The organism is Kribbella sp. NBC_00482 (assembly GCF_036013725.1).
GTDB lineage: Bacteria > Actinomycetota > Actinomycetes > Propionibacteriales > Kribbellaceae > Kribbella.
In genome coordinates this window covers 6,616,133-6,637,364 of record NZ_CP107881.1, presented here as the reverse complement: position 1 = coordinate 6,637,364, position 21,232 = coordinate 6,616,133, and the positions used below count along the sequence as shown (strand labels likewise).

21 protein-coding genes are annotated in these 21,232 nt (G+C 68.8%); 15 read left to right on the top strand and 6 right to left on the bottom strand.

What is annotated here, in order from left to right; all coding sequences use genetic code 11:
* Nucleotides 1–20 precede the first annotated feature (20 nt).
* The 4 genes from OHB24_RS32190 to OHB24_RS32175 all read left to right on the top strand — a co-directional run bounded on the left by OHB24_RS32190 (nucleotide 21) and on the right by OHB24_RS32175 (nucleotide 3,155).
* Nucleotides 21–761 (top strand): class I SAM-dependent methyltransferase, encoded by a 741-nt coding sequence (locus OHB24_RS32190; RefSeq protein ID WP_327634629.1) that lies wholly within the window; start codon nucleotides 21–23, stop codon nucleotides 759–761.
* Between the two features lie 91 nt (nucleotides 762–852).
* Nucleotides 853–1,428, top strand: coding sequence for a dihydrofolate reductase family protein (locus OHB24_RS32185; RefSeq protein ID WP_327634628.1), 576 nt, complete (start codon nucleotides 853–855; stop codon nucleotides 1,426–1,428).
* 40 nt (nucleotides 1,429–1,468) lie between these two features.
* Nucleotides 1,469–2,578 carry a DUF6042 family protein gene (locus OHB24_RS32180; RefSeq protein WP_327634627.1) on the top strand — a complete coding sequence of 370 codons (1,110 nt, stop codon included), beginning with the start codon at nucleotides 1,469–1,471 and terminating at the stop codon, nucleotides 2,576–2,578.
* Nucleotides 2,579–2,582: 4 nt separating this feature from the next.
* Nucleotides 2,583–3,155, top strand: coding sequence for a GNAT family N-acetyltransferase (locus tag OHB24_RS32175; RefSeq protein WP_327634626.1), 573 nt, complete (start codon nucleotides 2,583–2,585; stop codon nucleotides 3,153–3,155).
* Here OHB24_RS32175 and OHB24_RS32170 read toward each other — a convergent pair.
* Nucleotides 3,133–3,519: a hypothetical protein gene (locus tag OHB24_RS32170; protein ID WP_327634625.1), complete on the bottom strand. Its 387-nt coding sequence runs from the start codon at nucleotides 3,517–3,519 to the stop codon at nucleotides 3,133–3,135. The two genes, OHB24_RS32175 and OHB24_RS32170, sit on opposite strands and share 23 nt — an antisense overlap.
* 125 nt (nucleotides 3,520–3,644) lie before the next feature.
* Between OHB24_RS32170 and OHB24_RS32165 the strand changes: the two genes are divergently transcribed.
* A complete protein-coding gene (locus OHB24_RS32165) occupies nucleotides 3,645–4,589 on the top strand; it encodes a phosphotransferase family protein (RefSeq protein WP_327634624.1) in 945 nt (314 codons plus the stop codon).
* Here the strand turns inward: OHB24_RS32165 and OHB24_RS32160 are convergent.
* Both OHB24_RS32160 and OHB24_RS32155 read right to left on the bottom strand, forming a co-directional pair.
* Complete coding sequence (locus tag OHB24_RS32160) at nucleotides 4,586–6,199, bottom strand: alpha-L-arabinofuranosidase C-terminal domain-containing protein (RefSeq protein WP_327634623.1); 1,614 nt, start codon at nucleotides 6,197–6,199, stop codon at nucleotides 4,586–4,588. The genes OHB24_RS32165 and OHB24_RS32160 overlap by 4 nt on opposite strands.
* A complete protein-coding gene (locus tag OHB24_RS32155) occupies nucleotides 6,196–7,266 on the bottom strand; it encodes an ROK family protein (protein ID WP_327634622.1) in 1,071 nt (356 codons plus the stop codon). The genes OHB24_RS32160 and OHB24_RS32155 overlap by 4 nt, the downstream gene beginning before the upstream one ends.
* A gap of 134 nt (nucleotides 7,267–7,400) precedes the next feature.
* Between OHB24_RS32155 and OHB24_RS32150 the strand changes: the two genes are divergently transcribed.
* Both OHB24_RS32150 and OHB24_RS32145 read left to right on the top strand, forming a co-directional pair.
* Nucleotides 7,401–8,795 (top strand): sulfatase family protein, encoded by a 1,395-nt coding sequence (locus tag OHB24_RS32150; RefSeq protein ID WP_327634621.1) that lies wholly within the window; start codon nucleotides 7,401–7,403, stop codon nucleotides 8,793–8,795.
* A gap of 182 nt (nucleotides 8,796–8,977) precedes the next feature.
* Entirely contained in the window at nucleotides 8,978–9,715 is a 738-nt protein-coding gene (locus OHB24_RS32145) for an alpha/beta hydrolase (RefSeq protein WP_327634620.1), read from the top strand.
* Here the strand turns inward: OHB24_RS32145 and OHB24_RS32140 are convergent.
* Nucleotides 9,712–11,427, bottom strand: a complete 1,716-nt coding sequence (locus OHB24_RS32140; RefSeq protein ID WP_327634619.1) for a cation:proton antiporter — start codon at nucleotides 11,425–11,427, stop codon at nucleotides 9,712–9,714. The two genes, OHB24_RS32145 and OHB24_RS32140, sit on opposite strands and share 4 nt — an antisense overlap.
* 127 nt (nucleotides 11,428–11,554) lie before the next feature.
* Here OHB24_RS32140 and OHB24_RS32135 point away from each other — a divergent pair, with 127 nt between their 5' ends.
* The 3 genes from OHB24_RS32135 to OHB24_RS32125 all read left to right on the top strand — a co-directional run bounded on the left by OHB24_RS32135 (nucleotide 11,555) and on the right by OHB24_RS32125 (nucleotide 15,535).
* Entirely contained in the window at nucleotides 11,555–12,178 is a 624-nt protein-coding gene (locus tag OHB24_RS32135; protein WP_327634618.1) for a VOC family protein, read from the top strand.
* 94 nt (nucleotides 12,179–12,272) lie between these two features.
* Entirely contained in the window at nucleotides 12,273–14,354 is a 2,082-nt protein-coding gene (gene pta, locus OHB24_RS32130) for a phosphate acetyltransferase (protein WP_327634617.1), read from the top strand.
* Nucleotides 14,351–15,535: an acetate/propionate family kinase gene (locus OHB24_RS32125; protein WP_327634616.1), complete on the top strand. Its 1,185-nt coding sequence runs from the start codon at nucleotides 14,351–14,353 to the stop codon at nucleotides 15,533–15,535. Before pta ends, OHB24_RS32125 begins: the two co-directional genes overlap by 4 nt.
* Here OHB24_RS32125 and OHB24_RS32120 read toward each other — a convergent pair.
* Complete coding sequence (locus tag OHB24_RS32120) at nucleotides 15,532–16,122, bottom strand: hypothetical protein (protein WP_327634615.1); 591 nt, start codon at nucleotides 16,120–16,122, stop codon at nucleotides 15,532–15,534. The two genes, OHB24_RS32125 and OHB24_RS32120, sit on opposite strands and share 4 nt — an antisense overlap.
* Before the next feature lie 126 nt (nucleotides 16,123–16,248).
* Between OHB24_RS32120 and OHB24_RS32115 the strand changes: the two genes are divergently transcribed.
* From OHB24_RS32115 to OHB24_RS32095, 5 genes are all read left to right on the top strand, one after another.
* On the top strand, nucleotides 16,249–16,701 hold the full coding sequence (locus tag OHB24_RS32115) for a pyridoxamine 5'-phosphate oxidase family protein (protein WP_327634614.1): 453 nt from the start codon (nucleotides 16,249–16,251) through the stop codon (nucleotides 16,699–16,701).
* A 26-nt stretch (nucleotides 16,702–16,727) separates the two neighbouring features.
* Nucleotides 16,728–18,464 carry a sensor histidine kinase gene (locus OHB24_RS32110; protein WP_327634613.1) on the top strand — a complete coding sequence of 579 codons (1,737 nt, stop codon included), beginning with the start codon at nucleotides 16,728–16,730 and terminating at the stop codon, nucleotides 18,462–18,464.
* Nucleotides 18,465–18,549: 85 nt separating this feature from the next.
* Nucleotides 18,550–19,521, top strand: coding sequence for an Acg family FMN-binding oxidoreductase (locus OHB24_RS32105; protein WP_327634612.1), 972 nt, complete (start codon nucleotides 18,550–18,552; stop codon nucleotides 19,519–19,521).
* On the top strand, nucleotides 19,518–19,871 hold the full coding sequence (locus OHB24_RS32100) for a hypothetical protein (protein WP_327634611.1): 354 nt from the start codon (nucleotides 19,518–19,520) through the stop codon (nucleotides 19,869–19,871). Before OHB24_RS32105 ends, OHB24_RS32100 begins: the two co-directional genes overlap by 4 nt.
* Nucleotides 19,872–19,989: 118 nt before the next feature.
* A complete protein-coding gene (locus OHB24_RS32095) occupies nucleotides 19,990–20,361 on the top strand; it encodes a hypothetical protein (RefSeq protein ID WP_327634610.1) in 372 nt (123 codons plus the stop codon).
* Nucleotides 20,362–20,385: 24 nt separating this feature from the next.
* On the opposite strand, the gene OHB24_RS32090 is transcribed toward OHB24_RS32095, so the two are convergent.
* Nucleotides 20,386–21,201, bottom strand: coding sequence for an amino acid-binding protein (locus tag OHB24_RS32090; protein WP_327634609.1), 816 nt, complete (start codon nucleotides 21,199–21,201; stop codon nucleotides 20,386–20,388).
* Between the last annotated feature and the right edge of the window lie 31 nt (nucleotides 21,202–21,232).

Below are 21,232 nucleotides of genomic sequence, written 5' to 3'. Positions count from 1 at the left end.
TGAAGCTCTAGCCTGGGGGCGTGTTCGACTACGACGCTGAGATGCGGTTCTTGCAGGGGCGGTTTCGGGCTGCTTGTGGGGTGCGGGCCGGGGATCGGGTGCTTGATGTCGGGTGTGGGGGCGGGCAGACGACGCGGGAGGCGGCGGCGGATGCCGGCCAGGGGCGTGTGCTTGGGGTGGATGTGTCGGAGCGGATGCTTGATCATGCGCGCCGGCGTACGGCGTCGGAACACGTCAGCTATCTGCTCGCGGACGCGGCGACGTACGACTTCGGGGAGGCTGCGTTCGATGTGTGCATCAGCCGGTTCGGGGTGATGTTCTTCGACGATCCGGTGGGTGCGTTCGCGAATCTGCGGCGGGCGTTGCGGCCGGGTGGCCGGCTGGTCGCGATGGTGTGGCAGGCGCGCGCGGAGAACGAATGGGCGCAGGTCATCCCGGCGACGATCAGCGAGAGCGCGGCAGTTCGGGATGAGTCGCCGTTCTCGTTCGGGGATCCGGAGGTTGTGCGGGGCATTCTCAGGTCCGCGGGGTACGGCGAGGTGTCGTTTGCCGAGGTGCGGGAACGGCTGTACTACGGGCCCGATGTCACGACGGCGTACGAGAACGTGCTCCAGCTCCGCGAACCGCTAGCACTGCTAGCGGAGCTCACCCCAGCCGACGCCGAGCGCGCGCAGGCTGACCTACGTGCGATGCTCGCGGCCCACGACACCGGCGACGGCGTCCTGTTCGACTCCGCTTCCTGGATCGTCACCGCAGAGTGACCGGCGTCACATTCCACGGATGTCGTCTCCGCCGCGACCCGAACGACGCTCAGGCACAAGCACCACACACCACCTGATCAAGGAGCACCAGATGCGTTCCCTCATCACCACCGCGTTCATCTCTCTCGACGGCGTCGTGGACTCGCCCGGCGGCGAGGTCGGCTACCGCAACACGGGCTGGACCTTCAAGGACATCGCGTTCGACGAGGCGGCGTACGCGCTCAAGGGCGAAGAGCAGGACCAAGCCACCGCGATGCTGCTCGGCCGGGTCAGCTACCAGGCGTTCTCGCTGGTCTGGCCGGAGATGACCGAGGACTTCGCGCGCTACAACGCGATGCCGAAGTACGTCGTCTCGACCACCCTGAAGGACAGCGACCTGGTGTCGAACTGGGGCGAGACCACCATCCTCCGCTCGCTCGACGACGTCGCCGCGCTGAAGGAGACCGAGGGCGGCCCGATCATCATCAACGGCAGCGCCACCCTCAACCGCAACCTGTCCGACGCGGGCCTGATCGACCAGTACAACCTGCTCGTCTTCCCGGTCCTCCTCGGCGCCGGCAAGCGGCTGTTCAGCGAGGCCGACCGCGACAAGCTCAACCTCAACCTGACGTCGAGCGAGTCCTACCCCAACGGCATCCAGAAGCTCGTGTACGCCGTCCAGCACTGAGCCCAACCAGATTGTCGGATGGCTGTACTACCGTTCGCGCATGGGTGTACTGGGGAGGCACGAGGACGAGCACTACATGCCTGAGGACGGGATTCTCGTCGTGCAGGATGTGCGCGGGGGGTCTTGGTACGAGGACCTGACCGCGAACGATGCGCATCCGGTCGGCACGCTCGGGCGTTCCGGACGCGGGTGGTTGTACGCAGCGGGCGGGGACGGGCCGTGCATCGTCCGCGTGCAACTGCGCGACGACCGCCCGGCCGACGATGACCAATGGAGCGACGTCTTCGAGGCTCCATACCTGAGTCCGAGCGGAGCCGTCAGTCTGACCGGACTTACGACCGGCCCCGGCGACGAGCATGTGCGGCTGGGTGAGCCCGGGATGTACCGGGTCCGCGCGGCTCACCGCGCGCTGCCGCCTGCGCCCGAACCTCCCCAGGACGAGGACGACCTCACACCGACCGACCTCTGGCAGCTGGACTTCTGGCCGGACCAGGAGCCCGCGGACCCACCGCGCTGGCTCCGCCGCCACCGACCGCCGGTGCGCAAGGCCGATCCGGGGTGGAACTCGGTGCTCGGGTACTACCAGGAGCTCGAGGTGGCCAGCGTCGTCGAATGGGTCGGACGTGCTGACGGGATGACCGTCGACGACATCAACGCCTGGGGCGCCGATCACCATCGCGGCCCGAACTGGCTGGACCAGTCGTTCAGCAAGAGCCCCACGCGCGAAGGCTGGCCGACGCTCGCCGACATCGCCCGGCAGGTCCACGTCCCCGAGCCGGAGGTCCGACGCGACCTCCTCCCCCTCTACGTCGCGCTCCAGATGCTCACCTTCGACGGCACCCGGTACTTCGGGATCAACGACAAGCCGCTGGCGCAGGACGTGCTGCAACTGCCCGCCGATGCGGTCGCCTCGCTCGAGCTGTCCCAGGCAGTGAAGCAATTCACCGGGTACGCCTCGGATCTGGTGTCGGTCGTGTTCTGGGGCGGCGGCGAGCAGACGATCGCGTCCCTCGCCGAAAGGACCTTGGCCTCGGAGGACGACGTACGCAGGACTCTCCGGTACGCCGAGGAGCGCAAGCTGCTCGAGGTGCAGCGGCGAGGTCCGGACGAGGTTTCGTTGACCATCTGTCCAGCGGCAAGGCCGAGGTAGCTCCGTGGGTATCGACGTACGGCCGGCCAGTGTCTTCGATGACGTGCGGGCGGTGATCGGGCCGAAGTCGCCGACGTCCAACGTGTGCTTCTGCTTGAGCTATCGGATTCCGTCCAAGCTCAACAACGCGCTGCACGGTCCGGAGCGGGCCGAGTACGTCGAGGAGCTCTGCCAGGCGACGCCCGCTCCCGGTGTGCTCGCGTACGACGGTGACACGCCGGTCGGATGGGCCGCGGTCGCGCCGCGTGCGGACACGACGTTCGCCCGGAACCGGAAGATTCCGCACGTGGACGAGCTGCCGGTGTGGTCGCTGTGGTGCATCCGGGTCCGCCCGGGGCACCGCGGCCAGGGGATCTCGCACGCGTTGATCGCCGGCGCCGTCGAGTTCGCGCGCGAGAACGGTGCGCCGGTGGTCGAGGCCTATCCGCTCGACAACGGCAACAGCAAGGTCGATCTCACAATGGCGTACGCCGGGATCCGCAAGAACTTCGAGCACGCCGGGTTCACCAAGGCCGCCGACACCACGTCGACCCTCGCCGGGCACCCCCGCATCCTCATGCGTCTCGACCTCCGCTGAGCCAGCGCGCGGCCGCGTCGTAGATGTCGTCCGGCCTGCTGTTGAAGGCGATGGCCGCGTCCGGTGCGTGCCGTCTTGTCAGGTTGACGATCCGTTCGAACAACTCGAGCTGATCCTCGTTCTTCCGGATCCCGCCACCGATCACAACGCACTCCCACGGTTGCGCTGCCAACGCCGCGCCAATCACTGCCTCGATGTCGTCGCTGCCGTCCAACCCGACCAGGCAGGTCTGTGCGCCGACGCCGTGCGCGGCGAAGTCCGCCATCCCGACCTGGATCCCGGTAGCGACCGGCTCAGGGTCCCACGGCCCGGGAACGCGGTACGGGTCGAGACCGATCACCAGCACGCGCGCGTTGACGTCCATGTTCGCGACACTACTCCCCCGGCGATCATTACGGTCCTGGTCGAAAAGATGGTCAGCGGGCCGCGCTACCTGGCGGGTTGGAAAACCCGTATCGCCGCAGACCCCTGATGAATAGGCTCGCCCGTATGACCGACGGCGAATGGAGGGACGGCGGGTTCAGGCAGCGTCGGCCCTCCGTGGAGACTCTCGCCTGGGTTGCGGCGTCGATGGGTCGGGGCAGTCGCGTCGTCGGCTATCGCCGACTGACCGGTGGCGTCTGCTCCGCCGTGAATCGGGTGACTGTCGAACGCCGTGGAACGCGAACGTTTGTCGTACTGCGGCAGTACCCCGGCGGGCTTGGCCTGCAGGAAGCCTTGGAGAAGGAGATCGCCAACCTTGGTGTGGTGGCGGGAAGTGGGCTCCCGGTTCCGAGCATCCTGGCTGCTGATGTTGCTGGTGCTTCGACGGGAGGCCAGCCGTCGTTGCTGATGACACGGTTGCCGGGTCATGTTCACCTCAATCCGGCGGAACCTCGGTCGTGGCTGACGAGGATCGCGGAGCTTGCTGTATTGCTGCATTCCCTCGATCTCCCCGCGAAGGTGTTCAGACCTTGGACGGATTCTTGGATCGCTCCTCGAGACGGGTTTCAGGTGCCGGTCGGCGCACAGAAGCCGGCTGTGTGGAAGGCGGCGTTCGGTGTCATGGCGGCGCCGCCGCCTAAGGGCGCTGCCGTCTTTCTGCACTGCGATTTCCTGCCTGTCAACCTGCTGTGGTCGCGCGGGAGGATTACTGGGCTGACCGACTGGAACGGCATCCATCGGGGGTCGCGCGCGATTGACGTCGGGCAGTGTCGGCGATACTTGGCGGCGCTCTACTCGCCCGAGTGGTCGGAGGAGCTTCGGTCGCTCTATCAGTCGATCGCCGGGGTGACTCTCGATCCGTGGTGGGATCTGTATGCCCTGCTGCACTATGACGACAGCGGGTCGAAGTGGATCCGTGGTCAGGTCGCTGGACGCCGTCCCGTCGATGTGCCCGGCATGACTTCCCGAGTCGAGATCGCTATCGAGACAGCGCTACGCCGCCTCGGCTAGCTGAGGTCGAAGGACAGCAGGGTGATGCTGTGGGGTGGGAAGTCGTAGGTCGCGTCGGTCAGCTCGACGGTGCCTAGGTCGCGCAAGCTCACGGCGTCCGGGGTGGTCAGGCTGTTGGACGCGAGTACGTCGTCCGCGGTCAGTTGCTTCACCGCGGCCCGTGTCGGCAGGGCGTCTCGACTCGTGTCGAGGGTCAGGCCGGCGCGGATCGCGGTGTCGCGGTGGCGGTTGATGACGGCGATACGGATCGACTTGCCGTCGGCGGTCTCGGTCGCCGAGACGTCCAGATCCGGGACGGTCGCCGGATAGGCGCGGAACTCGCCGCGGTGGTCGCGCTCGTCGCCCTGCCGTACCGCGGTCAGCTTGCCGGGTGACCGTACGTCGGCGGCGAGCGCGATCGGGCCGAGGTGGTTCTGGTACAGGTCCCAGACGTGGTACGTCGCCGCGCGGACGGCACCGCCCGGGCGGGCGACGATCACGCCGTTCGCGTTCAGCAGGTTCACCGTGTTCGCCATGGCGACAGGAACCTCGCGGCCGGCGGCGCGGTGCAGGGCGTGGAAGACGCCGGCGTAGAAGAGCGCGTCGGCCAGCGTTCTCGGACTCCACCGGTTCACGCGGTGCGCGGGATGAGTCGGTAGGCCGTCGACCTCGCGGGCGACCGTTCCGCCGTCATCCGACGGCTGCGGGTCCGGCCAGGTCGCGGGCTCGACGTGCCGGATGTTCCACTCGTCCAAGGAGAGCGCGAGAGCGCTGCCGTTCCGAGACGCGATTCCGCCGACCAGATCCGAGTACTCGACGATCTGCTGCTCGAAGTAGAGCGACTGGGCGACGATCGCCTCGTACTCCGCCTCGCCGTCGATCAGCTGGGTCGTGGCGCCGTAGAGGTGGAACGACAGGTAGTCGATCTGGTTGCCGATAGCACCTAGTACGGTCTCGGTCCAGCCGTCGCGGTCGTCGGTCTTGCCGACCGCGATGAACTTGAGCGACGGATCCACAGCTCGCATGAAGCGGGCATGCTCGGCCGCGTCGGCGGCGTACGCGGCGGCGCTGCGATGGCCCATCTGCCAGTCGCCGTACACCTCGTTGCCGAGTCCCCAGTACTTCACGCCGTACGACGTGGGATGGCCGTTACACGCTCGCCGCCGGGTGTACTCAGTGTCGCCGCCGTAGTTGGTGTACTCGACCCAGCGGACCGCCTCGTCGACGTCGCGGCAGCTGTGCGCGAGGTACGGTTCGGTCCCGACCTCGGCGCACCAGGCGAGGAACTCGTCGGTGCCGAAGCGGTTGCTCTCCTCGGATCCCCAGGCCAGCTCCAGCCGTCGCGGCCGGGAGGCGCGCGGGCCGATGCCGTCTTCCCAGCGGTACGCCGAGGTGAAGTTGCCGCCCGGCCAGCGGACCACCGGGAGACCGAGTTCCCGGCAGAGCTCAATGACGTCGGTCCGCAGACCGTTCCGCGTGTCATCGCCGCCGTACGCCAGTGGTGATCCTTCATCGAAGACGCCGCCCTCGATGTTGCCGAAGAACGCGGACTCCAGGAAGTGCCCGTAGATCATCGGGTCGATGGCGTGCCGCCGGTTCCGGTGGATGTCGATCATCGCGGCGGGAGTCACGGGCGAGAGGCCTCCTGGTCGAGAGCCGCTGGTGAGGTTGTGAGTACGAGGGCGATGCCGCCGCGGGCTGCGGCGTCGGGGCCGAGTGCGGCGCGGGTGATGCGTACGCTGCGGTGGACCTGGCCGTGGGTGTAGCGCCTGAACGCGGTCCGCAGCGGCTGGAACAGGTGGTCGCCGGTCTCGGCCAGTTCGCCGCCGATCACGACGACTTCCGGGTTGACGGTGTTGCAGGCGGCAGCCAGTACCTCGCCGACGCGTGTGCCGGCCTCCGCCAGCAGGTCGCGGGCCTTCTCGTCGCGGGCTTCGAGGATGCTGTCGCATTGCGCTTGCAGGGTTGTCAGCGACACATATCGCTCGAGACAGCCGCGGCCGCCGCAGGAGCAGGCCAGTCCGTCGCGGTCCACGCTGATGTGCCCGAGCTCCCCCGCCGCGCCACCGGCTCCCGCGAACAGCCGCCCACCGAGCACGAGCCCGCCGCCGACGCCGTACGACAGCCGCAAGTACAACGCGCTCCCGACGCCTGAGCCGGCGCCCCACACAGCTTCCGCTAGCGCTGCTAGCCGCGTGTTGTTGTCCACATAGACAGGTACGCCGAACCTCGCACGCAGCGTGTCCCCCACCAACGCAACCCGATCAGGGGACCGAACGGCGTCGGTAGGTACCGGGCCGACGATGCCCACGCCGACGCCGGCGAGCGCGGTCAGCGAGATGTCGTGGCGGGTGGTCAGGTTGTCGACCAGGTCGAGAGCGAGCTGCAGGCGGCGGGCCCACGGCGTGCGTTCGGCGCAGGCGATGGCGCCCGAGGCGACGAACTCGTGCGCGACGTTCGAGATCGTCACCTGGATCCGGCGCTGCCCGAGATCGATCCCCAGCGCGAGCCCACCCGCCGGATTCAACGTCACCACCGAGACCGGCCGCCCGCGCCCGCGCACTGCCGACCCGGAGACAGCTCGCTCGGTCAGGGTCTGCTTGGTCAGGAGGGTTTGGATGATCGACGACAGGGTCGCGCGGGAGAGGCTGGTCTGCTCGGCCAGTTGGGCGCGCGTGAGCGGACCTCGCGTGCGCAAGACGGAAAGGACCCGTTCCTCGTGTGTTTCCCGGAGCAGCCGGAGCGGCCCGGACGATTCCCTACCCACGGGACCCGACTCTGACCGCCGCACCAGCTTTTTGTCAACACTCCAGATTTAATACACTGGTCCGTATGCGGCCGAACGTTCTGCTCCTCTGCACCGACCAGCAGCGGTTCTCCGCGCTCGGTGCCTCCGGCAACGACGAGATCGAGACCCCGAACCTCGACAGGCTCGCCGCGCAGGGCGCGCTGTTCGAGAACTGCTACGTACAGAACCCGGTCTGCGGCCCGTCCCGCGCCAGCCTGATGACCAGCCGGTACGTTCACCAGCACGGCCTGTGGGCGAACGGCGTCAGCCTGCCGGACCACGAGCGCCTGTTCAGCAAGGACCTCGCCGAGGCCGGCTACGACTGCGGCCTGGTCGGCAAGTTCCACCTGAACGCCTGCTTCGGCGGCCGCTCCGAGAAGCGCCACGACGACGGCTTCCGCGTCTTCCGCTGGGCCCACGACCCGTACCCGGGCTCATCGGAGAACGAGTACCACCGCTGGCTCCACACCCTCCGCCCCGACCTGGCCGACACGGACGTCGATTACGACACGCTCCCCGCCGAGATCCACTACAGCCACTGGATCGGCGAGCAGACGATCGACTTCCTCACCCACTCCCGCGACCGCGACAAGCCCTTCCTGTTCGTCGCCAACTTCTTCGACCCGCACCACGGCTTCGGCGCCCCGGAGGACTACGTACGCCGCTACCGGGACAAGGAACTCAGCCGCCCACTCCCCGACGACCTGACCGGGAAGCCGCCGATCCAGACCGAGGCCTCCCACGAGTCGTACGCCGGCCACGCGCGCGGCTTCACGTCGTACAGCCCGGAAGAGCTGCAAGAGGTGAAGGCGGCGTACTACGCGATGGTGACGCTCGTCGACGACGAGGTCGGCCGGATCCTCGACGCGCTCGATGCCGAAGGCCTCAGCGACGACACGCTCGTCATCTTCACCAGCGACCACGGCGAGATGCTCGGCGACCATGCGCTGATGCTCAAGGGTCCGATGATGTACGAGCAGGCCGTCCGCGTCCCGCTCATCCTGCGCTGGCCCACGACGATCCCCGACGGCACCCGCAGCACCGAGCTCGTCCAGTGGATCGATCTCGGCGCCACCATCCTCACCGCCGCCGGGCTGCAACCCAAAGGCGAGGGCCAGGATCTGTTGCCGTTGGCCACCAATCGCGCGGCGGGCCGCGGCTGGGCCCTGAGCGAGTACCGCAACAGCGGCCACCCGTACCCGACCCCGGTCCACCTGACGATGCTCCGGCGCGACCACTGGAAGCTCGTCGTCCAGCACGGCTCCCCCGCGACCGCCAGAACCGGTGAGCTGTACGACCTCGCCGCCGATCCGGACGAGCTGCAGAACCTCTGGGACGACCCGCTGCACCGAGACATCCGCACCGATCTCCAGGAGTTCCTCCTCGACGTCCTCGTCGCCACCGAGGACCGCAGCCAGGAACGTGTCGCGGACTGGTGAGAAATTCGTTGGCGGGTACGTCGAGCGGGCGAGTACCGTACCGGCGGACGTGACTTCACACGAGGAGGTGGTACCCATGCACGCTGTATCTCGACGGGTGCTCCCTCTCTCCGTCACGGCAGGGCGATCGGACTAGGTGTCGCCAGGAGCGCCGCAACCAGGCACTCCTGAAAGGCACCACCATGACTGATCTGCACTTCATCAGCACCACCACGAACGGCGTCCTCGAACGCGAGTTCACCATCGGCGAAGACATCCACGGCGTGCTCTGGTCACCGGCCGCGCCGAGTCAGCCCGCCCCAGTGATCCTGCTCGGGCACGGCGGCGGACGCGACGCCAAGGCGCTCCCGATGGTCGGCCGCGCCCAGCGCCTCGTCGCGGAAGGCTTCCACGCCGTCGCGATCGACGCACCTGGTCACGGCGAGCGGCCGCGTACGGCGCTCGACGACGAGCAGATCGCGGCGATGCAGGAGGCGATGAGCACCGGCGTACCGGTCGGCCCGATCGTCGTCCCGTACAACCTGCATCTCGCCGAACGCGCCGTCCCCGAATGGCAGGCGACCCTCGACGCGCTCGAGCGACTGCCCGAGGTCGACGGCCGGTTCGGGTACTTCGGGCTCAACATGGGCACCGCGATCGGCGTACCGCTGACCGCCGCCGATCCCCGGATCGCGGCCGCGGTGTTCGGCATCTTCTGGTACGACGGGATGCTCGCGGAGCACGCCCGCCGGATCAAGGTGCCGGTCGAGTTCCTGCTGCAGTGGGACGACCAGCACATCCCGCGTGACTCCGGGATCGCGTTGTTCGACGCGTTCGCGTCCACGGAGAAGTCCCTGCACGCGAACGCCGGCGCGCACAAGGAAGTGCCGCGGTTCGAGGTCGAGAGCATGGTGCGGTTCTTCAACCGCCACCTGCGCTAGGACGTGCTGAACCGCTGCTCGATGGTGTCGAGGAAGCCCTCGACCTGGCGGTACGTGTCGGAGCTGTACACGCCGATACTGCGTTCCGTCCCGAGGGCTTCCCGCATCGCGTCGAGGTAGCGGCGCTGCAGGATCTCCATCTGTTCGCGCGTGTCCGCCTTGGTCTCCCGGAGCTGCCGGCTCCCGGAGACCAGGCGCGGCACGATCCGGTCCTTCAGCGTGCTGACCACGACCGGATCGAGGGGCTCGCCGTCGACGGTCTGCTCCTCGAGCGGGCCGACCGCGTCGATCGCCGCCTCGCCGATCTGCCGCATCAGCGCCTGCACCGAGTCGCGCTTGTCCTCGCTGCTCTCCGGACGGAACCGCATCTTCGCGATCACCGCGGGCAGCGAGATCCCGAACGCGACCAGCGTGATCAGGGCGACGATGAACGCCGCGAGCACGACCGTGTCGCGGTGCGGCGTACCGGCCGGGATCGTCTGCGCAGCCGCGACCGTCACGACGCCGCGCATCCCGGCCCAGGCGAGCACCACCATCCCGCGGCCGGTGATCGGTTCCCGCTTCTCGAAGTCCGCGTCCGCCCGGCCGCGCGCGAGGCGTTTGCGCGCCCAGGCGACGCGGTTCTCCTCGCGCCGATCGGACGGCTCCATCGTGTCGAGGTGCTCCTCGAACTGGTCCAGCTGGGCCTGGACCTGCTCATGACGGTCCTTCCGGCCGAACCGGCCCTGCAGCCACGGCCAGGCGAGCCCGAGGAAACGCAGTACGACGAGCAGGCCGACCACCAACAGGACGAGCCCGGTGATCTCGCCGATCGTCGTCTCGGCACGGGCGTCGTCGACGAGTTCCGGTAACTGGTACCCCATCGCGAGGAAGACGCCGCTCTCCAGGATGAAGCTGATCGTCGTCCAGGTGGTCGCCTGTGTCTGCCGGTCGCGGGCACTGAACTTCCGGCTGCCGAGTGCTCCGGTCAGGAGCCCGGCGATCACCACGGCGAGTACGCCGGACGCGTGCGCCGCCTCGGCCGGGAAGTAGGCGAGGAACGGTACGGCGAACGAGATCGTGGTGTTGAGCACCGGGTCGTCGAGGCGCTGCCGCAGTACGGCGGTCAGCAGGCCGACGGCCGCGCCGATGAGGATCGCGCCGACGACCGCCCAGGCGAAGTCGAGCGCGGTGTGGCCGAGGCTGAAGTGGCTGGTGACGGCCAGCGCGGCGACCGCCGTACGCAGGACGACGAGCGCCGAGGCGTCGTTGACGAGACTCTCGCCTTCGAGCACGGTCATGAGGCGTGGTGGGAGACCGACTCGGTGCCCGATCGCGGTCGCGGCGACCGCGTCCGTCGGGCTCACGACCGCGCCGAGTGCGGTAGCGAGCGCGAACGAGATGCTCGGGAACAGCGCGTGGACGACGGCCCCGATCACCAGCGCGGACACGATCACCATCACGATCGACAACCACGAGATCAGCCCGAAGTTCCGCCGTACGTCGAGGACCGGGAGCTGGACCGCGGACGCGTAGAGCAGCGGCGGCAGGATGCCTGCGAGGATGATCTCGGGCTCGATGTGGATGGCCGGCGTACTCGGCAGGTAACTGGCTCCGATGCCCAGGGCAACGAGCAGCAGCGGCGCGGCGACGCCGGTCCGGCGCGCGAACACCGAGGCCGCGATCATGATCGCGAGCCCGGCTCCGGCAATCAGAACGATCTGGTGGTCCACGTGACAGCACTCTAGGGCCGCTCACCGGTGTGCCCGGGTAATGACCAGGGATTCTCACTGGTGTCACGGGGGCGCCCGAGCGGCATGGTGGAGGTCAGTGAACGACCCGAATCCCCTGGAGGAAGTCATGAGCACCGACCTGAAGCTGGAAGCCGTCGTCATCCCGGTCGCGGATGCCGATCGGTCGAAGGAGTTCTACAGCGGCCTCGGTTGGCGGCTGGACGCGGACTTCGCGTTCGACAACGGGTTCCGGGTCGTCCAGTTCACGCCGCCGGGCTCCCCCGCCTCGGTCCAGTTCGGCACCCACATCACCTCGGCCGCGCCGGGCACCGCGCAGGGGCTCTACCTGGTCGTCACCGATGTGGAGGCGGCGCGGTCCGAGTTGCTGGCGCATGGGGCCAAGGTCAGCGAGGTCTTCCACTCAGCGGCTCCCGGCGCGCAGTTCGAAGCCGGCGACACCAGCGGTCGGGTGACCGGGCCGGCCGACGAGCGGTCGAGCTACGGGTCGTTCGCGACGTTCAACGACCCAGACGGCAACACCTGGCTGTTGCAGGAAGTCACCAAGCGGCTGCCCGGCCGCGTGGACGAGGCGACGTACACATCTGTGGACGACCTCGAAGCGGCCCTTCGGCGCGCCGCAGCCGCCCACGGCGAGCACGAGGCCCGCACCGGGCAGGCCGACGAGAACTGGCCGACCTGGTACGCCACCTACATGGTCGCCGAGCGCACCGGCACCGAACTCCCTCAGTAACTGAATTGGCGCGCGAGGAGTTGAATCGCGGTCGGCAGCGTGATCGACCACCTGCACGCCTTGACGGGACCTTCGGTTCCGTAGGGTTCGCGGTATGGGTAGCAGTGTCTATATCGCTTCGGTGGAGGGTACGACCGGGAAGTCGACGGTGGCTCTCGGGGTGCTCCACCAGTTGTCCCGGCGAGTCGGGCGGGTGGCGGTGTTCCGGCCGATCGTGCGCGCAGACACCGCGACGCACGGCGGACGGGACTACGTTCTCGAGCTGCTGATCTCGCAGGACGCGGTCGAGCAGTCGTACGACGACGGCGTCGGGGTCACGTACGACGAGGTGCACGAGGATCCCGACGCGGCGCTGGACACCATCGTCCAGCGGTACCGCGCGGTCGCCGAGCGGGCTGACGCGGTGCTGATCGTCGGCAGCGACTACACCGATGTCGGCACGCCGACCGAGTTCTCGTTCAACGCCAAGATCGCGGCGAACCTCGGCGCGCCGGTGCTGCTCGTCCTGAACGGGTTCGGCCGTACGCCGCACGACGTACGGGCGATCGCCGATATGGCCTCCGCCGAGCTCGCCGCCAACCACGGCTCCCTGTTCGCCGTGATCGCGAACCGCGTGGACGACGGCGAAGGCAAGCTCCTCGTCGCCGCGCTCGACGGCATCGGGGCGCCGGCGTTCGCGATCCCCGAGGAGCCGGTGCTGAACCAGCCGCTCGTCGCCGATCTGATGGCGCCGATCGACGGCCGGCTGCTGAGCGGTGACCCGCAGCTGCTGACCCGCGAGGTCACCGGGCTGATGATCGCCGGGATGACGATGCCGAACGTGCTGGACCGCCTGTTCGACGGCGCCGCGGTCGTCACCGCGGGCGACCGCCCCGAGGTCGTGCTCGGTGTCCTGATGGCCCACGCGTCCCGGACCTTCCCGCAGATCGCGGCCATCGTGCTCAACGGCGGCTTCGAACTCCCGGCGCAGGTGCAACGACTGATCGAAGGTCTGGGCGTCACGCTCCCGATCATCGAGACCGATCTCGGTACGCAGGCCACCTCCGCGAAGCTGACCGCCGTCCGCGGCCGACTCACGAAGGACGCTCCGCGCAAGATCGACACGGCCCTGGCGCTCTTCGACCAGTACGTCGACGGTACGGCGCTGCTCGACCAGCTCGCGCTCGCCCGCAGCAGCGCGGTGACGCCACTCATGTTCGAGCACCAACTGGTCGACCGGGCTGTGTCCGACCGCAGGCACATCGTGCTGCCGGAGGGCGAGGAGGAGCGGATCCTGCGCGCGGCCGACGTACTGCTCCGGCGTGGCGTCGCCAACCTCACCCTGCTCGGCGACCCGACCACGATCAGCGCGAAGGCCGCGGCCCTCGGCGTCGACCTGACCGCGGCGCACGTCGTCCATCCGGAGAACAGCGAGCTGACCGAGCAGTTCGCCGCCGAATACCACCGTCTCCGGCAGCATCGCGGCGTCGATCTCGACCGCGCCCGCGAACTCGTCCGGGACGTGTCGTACTTCGGCACGATGATGGTCCAGCTCGGACTCGCGGACGGGATGGTGTCAGGCGCCGTCCACACCACCGCCCACACCATCAGGCCGGCCCTCGAGGTGGTGAAGACCGTGCCGGACGTCTCCGTCGTCTCGTCGGTGTTCTTCATGTGCCTGGAGAACCAGGTCCTGGTGTACGGCGACTGCGCGGTGAACCCGGACCCGACGGCCGAGCAGCTCGCCGACATCGCGATCTCGTCCGCCGCGACCGCCACCTCGTTCGGGGTCGAGCCGCGGGTCGCGATGCTGTCGTACTCGACCGGCACGTCCGGCGCCGGCACCGACGTCGAAAAGGTGTCCAAGGCAACGAACATCGTCCGCGAACGCGCACCGCAACTGCCGGTCGAGGGGCCGATCCAGTACGACGCCGCGATCGACAGCGCCGTGGCGAGGACGAAGTTGCCGGACTCCCCCGTCGCCGGACGGGCCACAGTGTTCGTGTTCCCGGATCTCAACACCGGCAACAACACGTACAAGGCAGTGCAGCGCTCGGCGAACGCCGTCGCGGTCGGCCCGGTCCTGCAGGGTCTGCGGAAGCCGGTCAACGATCTGTCGCGAGGAGCGACCGTCCGAGACATCATCAACACGGTCGCGATCACCGCGATCCAGGCACAGCAGGGTGGCGCGCGATGAGTGGACACGTGCTGGTGATCAACGCTGGTTCGTCATCGCTCAAGTACAGCCTGGTCGACGCCAAGACCGGTGAGGCCGCGGCGACGGGGCTGGTCGAGCAGATCGGCGAGGAGCAGAGCCACCACCTGCACCACGGGCCTGCGGGCGACTTCGACGACGATCAGGCGGTGGCCGATCACGAGGCCGCGCTGGAGGCCGCCGTACGGGCGTTCGAGACGCATGGTCCCGCGCTAGGTGAGGTGGACATCGTCGCCGTCGGGCACCGCGTCGTCCACGGCGGCGACCGGTTCGCGGCGCCGGCGCTGGTCGACGACGAGTTGATCGCGGCGGTGACCGACCTGGTTCCGCTGGCGCCGTTGCACAATCCCGCGAATCTCGAGGGCATCGAGGTCGCGCGGCGACTGTTGCCGGACCTGCCGCATGTCGCGGTCTTCGACACCGCGTTCCATCAGACGTTGCCGCCGTACGCCTACACGTACGCGGTGCCGAGTTCCTGGCAGGACGAGTACGGCATCCGGCGGTACGGGTTCCACGGTACGTCGCACTCGTTCGTGGCAGGTCAGGCCGCGGCGTTGCTCGGGCGCGAACTCGAGGACGTGAACCTGATCGTGCTGCACCTCGGCAACGGTTGCTCGGCGACCGCCGTACAGGGCGGCAAGTCGGTGGACACGTCGATGGGGCTGACGCCGTTGGAGGGCCTCGTGATGGGGACGCGGTCCGGCGATCTCGATCCGGCGATCCACGGGCATCTCGCGCGGGTCGCCGGGCGGTCGGCCGAGGAGACTGACCGGTCGCTGAACTCCGAGTCCGGGCTGAAAGGCCTCACCGGCGTGAACGACTTCCGTGAGGTGTCGCGCCGGCGGGCGGCCGGGGACGAGCGGGCACAGCTCGCGTTCGACATCTACTGCTACCGGTTGAAGAAGTACATCGGCGCCTACTACGCCGTACTGGGAACCGTCGACGCGATCGTCTTCACCGCCGGCGTCGGCCAGCACTCCGCCGAGGTCCGCGCCGCCACGCTCAGCGGTATGGAAGGTCTGGGCGTTCACCTCGACCCGACCCGGAACACCGAGAACGAACGGATCGTTTCGACCGAGGACAGCCCGGTCGCCGTGCTGGTCATCCCCACCAACGAGGAATGGGAGATCGCCCGGCAGGCTCTCGACGTCGTTCGCGGTTAGCGCGCCATCGCAGCGTCGATGAGCCGGGCCGCTGCCCCGGCGAGGTCCTCCGCTGTCGTGCCGATGCCGGACATCTTCGACGCCGACTGGAAACGGACAGCCAGGGCCAGCAGATCGGTGCGGGCAAGCTGCTCGCCCTCTTCCCAACGCGGCGGCACGGGCGGCGGCGTCGGGATCGTGATGACGACGGTGCCGATCACGATGACGGTGCCAGGTGGCGGGATCACGGTGTTCAGGACCGGCGGGCTCGCGATCACACCGTCGGTGAAGGCGTCGAGTGCGTCCTTGACGTGTGCGCGTTCGGGTTCGCTCTCGGCGGCGTCCGGGCTCGCGGTCCTCCCCCGCGCAACGGCCTGGCTGGCCTCCATCGAGCAGGCCAAGGACACCAGGGCAAGACGCCCGTCGGCTTTCCGCCCTTTCATGGGGGCAATCCCGGTATCGACGTCCCCGAAGACCTCAGCTCCGGTTTCGACGAGACCCAGGAAGTGAGCGACCGCGATCGGGTCGATGATGGTTCCTTCTTCACACGGGAAGGGGGAGCTCACCATCGCGCACAGGTCGTCTGCAGTGAGTTCGATCAGTGCCATCGGAACCTCCAAGAGTTCTCTACAGGTACAGAACGCCGACCGCGAGCTCGTGATACACGACGGGGCCCTTCCCGCTCGGGACTTTCGGCCCTACTGCCACGCGCGGAATCGCCGGACCGTTGAGACGTGGACACGTTCGGGACGGTGCAGCAGTTCGACAGATCCCGCCTGGAGATCATCGGGCCGGCGGACTGTCTGCGGCTGCTCGCGTCGCTCCCACTTGGCCGGCTGGTCTACACCGATGCCGGGCTGCCGGCGATCCGGCTGGTCAACTTCGTCGTCGACGAGGACACGATCGTGTTCAGCACCGGCCAGGGCGACAAGTTCCGGGCCGCCGAGCGGGGCGATGTGGTCGCGTTCGAGGCCGACGAGGTCGATGCGGAGCGGCACATCGGGTGGACGGTGACGGCGATCGGGCACCTGTCCGTGGTCACGGACGACGAGGTGGCCGAGTTGCGTCGTACGTTGGCTCTGCATTCCTGGATGCCGATGGAGGAGCCGCGGCTCGTCCGGCTCGGGATCGAGTCCGTCCACGGCCGGCGCCTGGTCCCGTGGGGACGGCGTCCGCGCTTCCGGTAACTCACCGTTATTTGTACTGTGGTCGCGTGGCCGAAGGCTCGCGTGGGGGGTGGGACGAAGGCGCGCTCGAGCACGCGGGTTTGTCCCGAGTACGGCTCGATGCGCTCCTGCAGGAGCTGCTGGGGCGGGTCGACGAGTTCATGGAGTACCAGGAGCGCTTGCGGGCGCTTCTCGACGCGGTCGTCGGGATCGGCGCGGATCTCGACCTGAACAGCACGCTGGACCGCATTGTCTCCGCCTCGTGCGAGCTGGCCGGCGCCCGGTACGGCGCGCTCGGCGTCGTCGGGCCGGACGGCAAACGACTCGTCCGCTTCATCACCCACGGCGTCACCGGCGACGAGATCGCCGCCATCGGACCGTACCCCGAGGGCCACGGCATCCTCGGCCTGCTGATCGAGCACCCCGAGCCGATCCGCCTGCACGACCTCGCCGAACACCCCAGATCGTACGGATTCCCGGCCAACCACCCGCCGATGAAGAGCTTCCTCGGCGTCCCGGTCCGAACCCGCGAACACGCCTACGGCAACCTCTACCTGACCGAGAAGACCGGCGGCGCCGACTTCACCGAGGACGACGAACGCGCCGTCACCGCCCTGGCTGCCGCGGCCGGCGTCGTCATCGACAACGCCCGGTTGTACGCCGACTCCGAGCAGCGCCGGCGCTGGCACGAGATCACGGCCGAGATCACCCAGCTGATGCTCGGCGAGTTCGATGCCGACCAGGCGCTCCAGTTGATCGCGCAGCGGTCCCGCGAGGTGGCCGGGGCGCAGGTCGCGGCCGTTCTCCTCACTGACGCGGATCAGCTGGTCGTCCGCGCTGTCGACGGGCCGCCCGGGTACTCGCAGTACCTCGGCCGCCGGATCCCCAGCGACGTACCGGTGCTCGGCCGCGTCACCTCGGGCGCCGGTGAACAGATCGTGATCGAGGACCTCGCGCAGTTCCTCAAGGACGCGGGTGGGTTGGCCGAGTTCCCCGAAGGCGCGACGCTGGCGAGGACAACGTTGGCGCCGCTGCCGGCCGGCGGCGCCGGCACCGGCGGCGTGCTGGTCGTGGCGATCGCGCAAGGCGCCGACTCACGGATGGCCGACGGAGCAGACCTGGTCGCGATGTTCGCGGGCCAGGCGACGCTCGCGGTCGAGCGCGCTCAGGCGCAACGGGATCGGGACATGCTCGCCGTCCTCGAGGACCGCGACCGGATCGCCCGCGATCTGCACGATCTGGTCATCCAACGGCTGTTCGCGACCGGGCTCCAGCTCCAAGGTATGCATCGGCTGGTCGCGCCCGAGCACCAGCAACGCCTGGCCCGCGCGGTCGACGAGATCGACACGACGATCCACGAACTACGCGCCGCGATCTTCGAACTGCAGCAGCCGGAGGCGACCGCGTCGTTGCGTGGCGACGTACACGCGCTGGTCAACGAGTACGCCGAACCGCTCGGGTTCCGGCCGCAACTCACCTGCACCGGCCCGATCGACACCGTCGTACCGGCGACCGTCCGGCCGCAGATCCTGGCCACGATTCGCGAGGCCTTGTCCAACATCGTCCGCCACGCCGAGGCCTCGCACGCGACCGTCGAGATCACCGTCTCCCCCGGCCAGGTCATCACCCGGGTCACCGACAACGGCATCGGTATCGGCCTGGGCACCCACCGCAGCGGCCTCCGCAACCTGACCGACCGCGCCCAGGCGCTCGGCGGCGCCGTGCGGATCAGCGACAACCACCCACAGGGCACCGTCGTCGAGCTCACAGCCCCGGTCGACTGACGGCCGAAAGGCCTGCCAGGTCGGGACTCTTGCCCGCAGCGCGACCCACTCTCTTCCGGCGAAGCTGAAGCTGGAGGTGGACCTCATGTCCGATCAGCTGCCGAAAGAGCACATCGAAGTCCTGCTGGCGGCCGCCGTCGCCGCGCCGAGCATGCACAACACCCAGCCGTGGCGGTTCGAGATCGACGGTCACGTGATCGACGTCTACCTGGACGGATCCCGCACGCTTCCCGCCGAAGACCCGACCGGCCGGGCGATGCGGATCGCCGCCGGCGCCGCCACCTTCAACCTCCGCTGCGCGGCCGAGACTCTCGGGTACGGCGCCTGGTTCGGGCTGGCGCCGTACCCGCTGGAAGAACCCGATCTGCTCGCCCGCATCGTGATCGAACCGACCGCCGCCCGGAACGACGAGCTGCACGATCTCGCCGTACAGATCCCCTATCGCCACACCGACCGGCACCCGTCGGACGCCACAGCGGTCGCCGAGGGCACGCGGGTTTCGCTGCTGCAGGCGGCGTACGCCGAGGGCGCGCAGCTCACCTGGCTCGCCGAGGACGATGTCCACGCGGTTCTCGATCTGGTGCGCGACACCGATCTGCGCGAGATCGGCGACTGGCACCGCCGCGCCGAACGCGCCCACTGGGTCGGTGGCGAACGGACCGCCGACGGCGTGCCCAGCTCGGCGCTCGGACCGCGCGACGTCACCTACCCAGCGACTGTCCGCGACCTGGCGACCCGGCCGACCGACCGCATGCGCGCCGAGCGGCCGTTCGAACAGCACCCGGACCTCGCCGTACTCTCGACCGACTTCGACGAGCCCTCCGACCAGGTAGCCGCAGGCGCAGCGCTCCAACGCGTGCTGCTCACCGCGACCCAGGCAGGTGTCAGCGCCTCGTTCCTGAACCAGCCGCTCGAGTACGACGACCTGCGCCGCAGCGTCCAGCACCTCACCGGGCTGCCCGGTCACGCGCACATGATCATCCGCTTCGGCCACCACCGCTCCGGCTCCGCGACCGCGCGCCGGCCGCTCGCCGACTTCCTGAAGGAGCAGTCATGACAGCAGTGCGCGAGGAGATCGGCCGCTGGGAGGCCGACCTCGGGAACCTCGCCGAGACCAGCTCGTCCGACAGTTGGTTCCTCGAAGAGCGCCGGCTCGCCGAGGCCCAGCACACCCTCGTCGCCTTCCGCGGCCACATCCTGCCGCTGCTCACCGCTCAGCCGCCGTACGACGCCGTGGTCGCGGAAATCGAGCACTTGCTCGAAGGCCTCGAAGACGACCGCAACGACCTGTTCCGCACGGTCCACTCCAGCGCGTCGCATCAGCAGATCGCAGAAACGGTCGCCGCCCTGCGCGCCCTCAGCCGGGTAGCGGTCCGTATCCAGGCGCCGAATGCCGACGTACATTGAGGGGTGGTGATGCACCATGCCCCAGGTGAGATTCCACAGCGACGAACTGACCGCCGTCCGGCGGGGTCACCTTGTCCCTGAGCAATTGGCGGACTGGGTTCCTTCAGCGTGTGCGGTCGTGGCCGAGCATCTGCGTCACCACGGCATCGCTCCGACCGGATACCCGTTCGCCCGCTGGCATCCGCTGCCCGGCGGCGGGATCGCGGCCGAGGCCGGCTTCCCCGTCGGGGCGCCGATCGCGAACAGCGGCGAAGTCGAAGCTTCCTCACTGCCCGCCGGACCGGTGCTCGCCGTCTGGCACAGCGACCCGGACGAGAAACTCCCGCTCAGCTATCACGCCGTGCACGACTGGCTGGAAACCGGAGATGCGGTCGCGACCGGGGACAGCTGGGAGATCTACCACGACCTCCCCACCTGCGAGCACGTCGGAACCCGCATCGAGATCGTCCAGCCGATCACCTTCCCCACCACCCCACCGCACCGCAACTGAGGCGACTCAGCGGACTCAGCGGACTCAGCGGGTGATGGTTTGGGCGGCTTCTGCCAGTTCGGCGAGGCGGTGGGCCCGTGCGGACTCGGCCGGAGTGAACGGCTCCCCCGGCCGGCTGAACGCGAACAGGCCGGTCCACGGCGAAGGCACCTTCAGCACCGTCCCGTCGTCGGGCAGCTGACCCGCCAGAGTCGCCCGATTAGTGACCAGCTGAGCGCCCAGCAACTCGGCGACCGCATGCGGCAGCTCGCTCGGATCCGCCACCACCCGAGCCGACAGACTCAACGCCTTCGTCTGACCGTCCACCAACGCCAACGCGGTCGTCGGCCACACGTGCGTCTCGCGCCCACCTGCCGACTCGATCGCAATCTCCAGCTCAGCGGCCGTGACGTCATCCGGCGTCGAGACGACCAGTTCGTCCCGCACCCCGTCGTCGATCGGATGAACGTGCAGCCCCAGGATGTTCGCGTTCAGGACGGAGAGCTGCCGGGTAACGCTCTCCAGCGTTCCCGCCCGATCGTCGAGCGTGACGCGAATCCGCCACAGCGTCCCGATCCCGTTCCGCGGACGGGCCTTCGGCGCATGCAGCCAGGACCGCAGCAGCCGCATCGTCGACGGCTCCACCACCCAGATCACGAGCGCCGTTGTCACGCTCGCAAGAACGGCGACGGAGACCAGGTACGGCGGGTGCGCGGCGAGCACCATCGCGTGCAACGCCAGCTCCACCGGGGCGATCGCGACCAGCTTCGCCAGCGTCAGCCGGAGTCGCCGGGGATGCGGCAAACGTCCACACACGTCGCAGGCGGTCCCACCCGTGAGCGTCGTACGCAACGAGTCCATACGGCAAAGCGTCCCTGGTCCAGATTGCCCG

Coding starts and splice junctions, on each gene's coding strand:
- OHB24_RS32185 (WP_327634628.1), top strand. CDS start 853: ATGCGTTCCCTCATCACCACCGCGTTCATCTCTCTCGACGGCGTCGTG.
- OHB24_RS32180 (WP_327634627.1), top strand. CDS start 1,469: ATGGGTGTACTGGGGAGGCACGAGGACGAGCACTACATGCCTGAGGAC.
- OHB24_RS32170 (WP_327634625.1), bottom strand. CDS start 3,519: ATGGACGTCAACGCGCGCGTGCTGGTGATCGGTCTCGACCCGTACCGC.
- OHB24_RS32165 (WP_327634624.1), top strand. CDS start 3,645: ATGACCGACGGCGAATGGAGGGACGGCGGGTTCAGGCAGCGTCGGCCC.
- OHB24_RS32150 (WP_327634621.1), top strand. CDS start 7,401: ATGCGGCCGAACGTTCTGCTCCTCTGCACCGACCAGCAGCGGTTCTCC.
- OHB24_RS32145 (WP_327634620.1), top strand. CDS start 8,978: ATGACTGATCTGCACTTCATCAGCACCACCACGAACGGCGTCCTCGAA.
- OHB24_RS32135 (WP_327634618.1), top strand. CDS start 11,555: ATGAGCACCGACCTGAAGCTGGAAGCCGTCGTCATCCCGGTCGCGGAT.
- pta (WP_327634617.1), top strand. CDS start 12,273: ATGGGTAGCAGTGTCTATATCGCTTCGGTGGAGGGTACGACCGGGAAG.
- OHB24_RS32125 (WP_327634616.1), top strand. CDS start 14,351: ATGAGTGGACACGTGCTGGTGATCAACGCTGGTTCGTCATCGCTCAAG.
- OHB24_RS32120 (WP_327634615.1), bottom strand. CDS start 16,122: ATGGCACTGATCGAACTCACTGCAGACGACCTGTGCGCGATGGTGAGC.
- OHB24_RS32105 (WP_327634612.1), top strand. CDS start 18,550: ATGTCCGATCAGCTGCCGAAAGAGCACATCGAAGTCCTGCTGGCGGCC.
- OHB24_RS32100 (WP_327634611.1), top strand. CDS start 19,518: ATGACAGCAGTGCGCGAGGAGATCGGCCGCTGGGAGGCCGACCTCGGG.
- OHB24_RS32090 (WP_327634609.1), bottom strand. CDS start 21,201: ATGGACTCGTTGCGTACGACGCTCACGGGTGGGACCGCCTGCGACGTG.